The sequence below is a fragment of the Marinobacterium sp. MBR-111 genome (genome assembly GCF_040547585.1).
Classification (GTDB): Bacteria; Pseudomonadota; Gammaproteobacteria; order Pseudomonadales; family Balneatricaceae; genus Marinobacterium; species Marinobacterium iners.
The window spans coordinates 213,326-219,356 of the sequence record NZ_JBEPQA010000003.1; the positions used below are offsets into that span (position 1 = coordinate 213,326).

Below are 6,031 nucleotides of genomic sequence, written 5' to 3' on the forward strand. Positions count from 1 at the left end.
GGACAAGAAATAGCCATCCCGGTGCAATTCCCCGGGACCCACGCACCGGCCAGGGAAGGCCGATAACAACAAGGAGAACCCGATGCGCCAAGCCCCCTTGCCGATGGAGATCTTCACCTCTGAAGACGGCTCTATCCGCCTGCAACTGAAGGTGGTGGATGACACTCTTTGGCTGACCCAGCGGCAGCTCGCCGAGCTGTTCGAAAAGTCGCCACCCACGATCAATGAGCACCTGAAAAACATCTACGAAGAAGGTGAGCTTGAGCCGGATTCAACTATTCGGAAATTCCGAACAGTTGCCCGGGAAGGCGCGCGAGACGTGGAACGGCTGCTTGATCACTACAATCTGGATGCCGTGTTGGCGGTGGGTTATCGGGTCCGGTCCAACCGGGGTATTCAGTTCCGCCAGTGGGCCACGCGGGTGCTGAAAGAGTACCTGATCAAGGGCTTCGCCATGGATGACGAGCGCCTGAAAAATCCCGACTGGGATTTGGGCGCGGACTACTTCGATGAGCTGCTGGCGCGGATTCGGGATATCCGTGCATCGGAACGACGCTTCTACCAGAAGATCACCGATATCTATGCCACAGCGGTTGACTACAACAAGAACGCCCAGCTGAGTCAGCGCTTCTTCGCGACCGTACAGAACAAGCTGCATTGGGCGATCCACGGTCATACCGCGCCGGAACTGATCCGGGAGCGGGCCGACAGCACCCAGCCCAATATGGGCCTCACCAGCTGGTCCGGTGCCCGGGTAAGCAAAAGGGATGTATCCGTTGCCAAGAACTACCTGACTCAGGATGAAATGGCCGCCCTCAACCAAATTGTAACGATGTATTTGGATTACGCAGCTAGCCAAGCTGCCAAGAAAAGGCCGATGACCATGCAGGACTGGGCCAGCAAACTGGACGCCTTCCTTGAATTTAACGAACATGAGATCCTGCAGAACGCAGGGCAGGTATCGGCAACAGTGGCCAAGCAGCTGGCCGAGGCGGAGTACGATAAGTACGAAACCCGGTGCCGTGAAACATTGGCGGGCCAGAAAAGTGACTTTGATGCCTTTATCGAGCATACCCAACAGCTAACGGATAAAGGCAAGCATTGATGTAACGGCGCGGGCAGGGGCGCGGCCGGACAGTACAGGGAAAAGGATATGAAGTTCACCGAAGCCAAGCTGGAAGCGGCGATTATTCAACTGCTGGGCGAGCAGGGCTATGCCCATCAACCCGGTGGCGATCTTGTGCGTCCACTGCACGAAGTGCTGTTCAAGGATGATCTGCGGGATTATCTGGCGGAGCGCTATGCCGCCGATAACATCACGTCGGTTGAAATCGAATCCGTCGTGCGGCAGCTGGAAACCCTGCCGGCCAGTGATCTCTACGACAGCAACCGCCAGTTCATGAAGTGGCTGTCTGATGGTTTCCTGCTCAAGCGTGAAGACCGCAACCAGAAAGACCTGTATATCCAGCTGGTTGACTACCAGGGTACCGAGCGGGCCTTCGCAGCGGCGTTGCCCGAGTTGGCCATGGCCGCGGATGCCTCGGGGCGGTTCAGCCTGGACAGCAATATCTACCGGGTGGTGAATCAGCTTGAAATTGAAGGACCGACCGGCGAGACGCGCATTCCTGACGGTATTCTCTACATCAACGGCTTGCCCGTGGTGCTGTTCGAATTCAAGAGCGCCATCCGCGAAGAAGCGACCATCCACGATGCCTACGTCCAGCTGGCAACGCGCTACCGCCGCGCCATTCCTCAGCTGCTGGTTTACAACGCTTTCGGCGTGATCAGCGACGGGGTGAACAACAAGATGGGCTCGCTGTTTGCGCCTTACGAGTTCTTCTATGCCTGGCGCAAGGTTACCGGCGATGAGTCGGTGGAAAGGGATGGCATCAACGGTCTCTACACCATGATTCGTGGCCTGTTCGACAAGGACCGGCTGCGAGATGTTATCCGTCACTTCATCTACTTTCCCGACAGCTCCAAACAGGAGGTGAAGATTGTCTGTCGCTATCCCCAGTACTACGCGGCCAACAAGCTTTACCGCAATATTCTGGCCCATCGTAAGCCCGAGGGTGATGGCAAGGGGGGTACCTACTTCGGGGCGACCGGTTGCGGCAAGAGCTTCACCATGCAGTTCCTGACCCGCTTGTTGATGAAAAGCGTGGAGCTGGAAAGCCCGACCATCGTACTGATTACTGACCGCACGGATCTGGATGATCAACTGTCGGCGCAGTTCACCAACGCCAAGGCCTATATTGGCGACCAGAATGTGATCAGTGTGGAGAGCCGCCAGCATCTGCGTGAATTGCTCAAAGGGCGCAACAGCGGCGGTGTCTTTCTGACCACCATTCACAAATTCACTGAAGACACTGAGTTGCTGACCGAGCGCAGCAATGTGATCTGTATCTCTGACGAAGCTCACCGCAGCCAGATCAATCTGGATCAGAAGGTAAGGATCACCGAGCGGGGTGTCGAGAGAACCTTCGGCTTTGCCAAATACCTGCATGACTCCCTGCCCAATGCGACCTATGTGGGCTTCACCGGCACGCCCATCGACGCCACGCTGGATGTGTTCGGTGAGGTAGTCGACGCCTACACCATGACCGAATCGGTCCATGATGAAATCACCGTGCGTATCGTCTACGAAGGTCGTGCTGCCAAGGTCACGCTGGATAACGGCAAGCTGACCGAGATTGAGGAATACTACAAGCAGTGCGCCGAGGATGGTTCCAGCGAGTACCAGATCGAAGAGAGCAAGAAGGCGATGCTCAACATGAACTCGATTCTGGGTGACCAGGACCGTATTCGTGCTTTGGCTGCCGATTTTGTACAGCACTACGAGAACCGGGTGGCGGAAGGCTCGACGATCAGGGGCAAGGCCATGTTTGTCAGCAGCTCCCGCGAGATCGCCTGGCAGCTGTATCAGGAGCTGGAGACCCTTCGGCCCGAGTGGTTTGAGGTCAAAGCCTGTGATGACAGTGTTCAGCTGACCGAACAGGAGCGCAAGGAGATCAAGCCATCGGCCCGGGTGCGGATGGTGATGACCCGCAACAAGGATGACAAGAAGGCGCTCTGGGACCTGCTGGGTACCAAGGACGACCGCAAAGAGCTGGATCGCCAGTTCAAGAATCCCAAGTCCAACTTCAAGATCGCCATTGTGGTGGATATGTGGCTGACCGGGTTCGATGTACCTTTCCTCGATACCCTGTATATCGACAAACCGGTGCAGCGGCATAACCTGATTCAGACCATCTCGCGGGTTAACCGCAAGTACGAAGGCAAAGAAAAAGGGTTGGTGGTCGATTACATCGGCATCAAGGCGCAGATGAACAAGGCGCTGGCACAGTATTCCAAAACCGAAGAGACCAACTTCGAGGATGTTCGCCAGTCGGTCATCGCGGTCAAGGATCATCTGGACCTGTTGAACAAGCTGTTCCACCGATTCGATATGCAGCCCTACTTTACCGGTGAGCCGCTGGCGCAGTTGAATTGCCTCAACATGGCCGCCGAGTTCGCCATGCTGACCGATAAGCAGGAAAAGCGGTTCATGGCGCTGGTGAAGCGTCTCAAAGCGGCCTACGACATCTGCTGCGGCAGTGAGGGCTTGTCCCAGTCAGACCGTGACCTGGTGCACTTTTATCTGGCCGTGCGTTCGATCGTTTTCAAACTGACCAAGGGCAACGCGCCGGATACTGCGCAAATGAACGCCAGGGTTCGGGCGATGATCGAAGATGCGCTGAAAAGTGATGGGGTGGAGGAAGTGTTCAAGGTCGGCAGTGATGATGAGTCGGAGATCGATATATTCGATGACGATTACCTGGCCAAGATCGAGAAAATCAAACTGCCCAACACCAAGATCAAGCTATTGCAGCAGCTGCTGGCCAAGGCGATCGGCCAGTTCAAGAAGACCAACCGGGCACAGGCGATTGAGTTTTCCAAGCGTTTCCAGGCACTGGTTGAGAAGTATAACGAGCGCAAGGAAGATGATGTGCTGGTCAGTAATGTGCTGGAAGACTTCTCCGATGAGATCATCGACCTGTATCACCAGCTGCGTCAGGAGATTCAATCCTTTGAAGGGCTTGGCATCGATTTCGAGGAAAAGGCGTTCTACGACATCCTGAAGGCATTGGCGGCCAAGTACGACTTCAGCTACCCGGATGATAAGCTGATCGAACTGGCCAAGGCCGTGAAACTGGTTGTGGATGACAAGGCCAAGTATACCGACTGGAGCCAGCGCGAGAGTATCAAGGCAGAGCTGAAAGTGGAGCTGATTCTGCTGTTGGCCAAGCACGGTTACCCACCGGTTGATCGTGACGAGGTATACAAGGATATCTTCGAGCAGGCCGAGTCATTCAAGAAGTATCGGATGCAGCTGGTCTAGACTGCGTGGTAGTTCAATAAACGATCAGGTTGTGGCTATGAAGCGCGATGTGATTTTGCGGCTTACCCGAACCCGGTACTGCGAATTTGCCGAGACGATTCGGCGCAGCTCTGGACGTTTGTACGTATACAGAGATAGGGAAGGAAGGGCTTCAGTGTAGGCGCAAGGCCCTTGTTGATAGGTCTAACCAAGAAAATATTTTTCAAACTCTTCAACAGGTATGGGTGGGGATACCAGGTAACCCTGTGCCCAGTCACACCCGAGCTCCTGAAGTAGTTTAGCTTGTTCTTCAGTCTCGACCCCCTCGGCAAGGGTGCGAACATCAAGGGCTTTTGCCAAAGTAATAATGGTTTTAACTACTTCCAGATCACTTGCACTTTCTTGCATGTTTTTGACAAATCGCATGTCAATTTTCAGCAGTGTGAACGGCATGCGGGTGAGATATGCCAAGTTGGAATACCCGGTCCCAAAGTCATCAATGGCTAGTGAAACGCCCAGCTCTCGTAACTGCCTCAAGTTATTCTGAATAGTTGAGTCGTTTTCCGCCAGCACGCTTTCGACAAGCTCAATCTCTAATCGTGCAGGGGGTAAGTCCACGCGGGCCAGCAGAGCTTGTAAGTGATCTGCCCAGGTTGATGTGTTGATGTCGTCGGCCGTCTGGTTAATGGCAATATGGAATTCGGTCGGCAAGCACCCTCTCTGCTGCCAGTCTGCCAGTAGCTCAACACTTTCATTTAATATCCAGCTATCCAGCTCTTCCATCACAGGAGTACCTGAAATAGCAGGAAGAAAATCTGCAGGGGAGAGTAAAGAAAGAGAGGAGTGTTGCCAGCGTATTAAAGCTTCCGCACCCATGATGCGCCGAGTATTTAAATCGAACTTGGGTTGCAGATAAATAAGCATCTCCCCTCGTTGAATTGCCAAAGGAAGTTCGGTACGGAGTTTGAATTTAGCGTCGAGCTGTTCACCCATAGTTTGGCCGTAGAGCACAAACCTATTCCGGCCAGACGCTTTAGCCTGATTAACGGCAGTGTCAGCAAATTTTAGCAGAGTGTCGGCATCATGTGCGTGGTCAGGAAAAAGTGCAACTCCAACAGAGAGTGAAGGTGCATACCCCGGGATGCCCGGTAAATTAACAGGTTTGTGTAAGCCAATGACCAATTTTTCTGCTACTTCCAAAGCGGCTGCTTCCCGGGTCTCTGGTAATAACACCACGAAGTCATCACCGCCTATTCGTGCAATGGTATCCCCGCTACGAAGCGTTGCTCGTAGCTGCTTGCTAATATTAACCAGTAAATCATCGCCGACAATATGACCTAAGCTGTCATTGACTTCTTTGAAATGGTCCAAATCAACGAACATAACCGCAAATCCATGGTTGTGTCTCTTGCTGACACGTAGTAATTGTTCCAGTCGGTCATTTAGTAAGTCGCGATTAGGTAGCCCGGTGAGTGAATCGTAATTAGCAAGTTTTATTGCTTGTGCTTGAGTTTCTCGGAGAATTGTAATATCCGACTGAATATCAATATACCCCTGAAGGCATCCGTCACTATCTCCTGATTCCGTGACTTAAAACTCAGCTTCGCATCTCCACACACCTGTAACCACGCGGCCTGCGGCGGTAATATGGACGCCATTCTCGATTCACCC

3 protein-coding genes are annotated in these 6,031 nt (G+C 53.5%); 2 read left to right on the forward strand and 1 reads right to left on the reverse strand.

Annotated elements, in window-relative coordinates; genetic code table 11:
* The first annotated feature begins 82 nt into the window (after nucleotides 1–82).
* Entirely contained in the window at nucleotides 83–1,105 is a 1,023-nt protein-coding gene (locus tag ABIE61_RS03655) for a virulence RhuM family protein (RefSeq protein ID WP_354406815.1), read from the forward strand.
* 48 nt (nucleotides 1,106–1,153) lie between these two features.
* Complete coding sequence (locus ABIE61_RS03660; RefSeq protein WP_354406818.1) at nucleotides 1,154–4,381, forward strand: type I restriction endonuclease subunit R; 3,228 nt, start codon at nucleotides 1,154–1,156, stop codon at nucleotides 4,379–4,381.
* 183 nt (nucleotides 4,382–4,564) lie between these two features.
* On the opposite strand, the gene ABIE61_RS03665 is transcribed toward ABIE61_RS03660, so the two are convergent.
* Complete coding sequence (locus ABIE61_RS03665) at nucleotides 4,565–5,908, reverse strand: putative bifunctional diguanylate cyclase/phosphodiesterase (protein WP_354406823.1); 1,344 nt, start codon at nucleotides 5,906–5,908, stop codon at nucleotides 4,565–4,567.
* Nucleotides 5,909–6,031: the final 123 nt, after the last annotated feature.

Coding starts and splice junctions, on each gene's coding strand:
- ABIE61_RS03655 (WP_354406815.1), top strand. CDS start 83: ATGCGCCAAGCCCCCTTGCCGATGGAGATCTTCACCTCTGAAGACGGC.
- ABIE61_RS03660 (WP_354406818.1), top strand. CDS start 1,154: ATGAAGTTCACCGAAGCCAAGCTGGAAGCGGCGATTATTCAACTGCTG.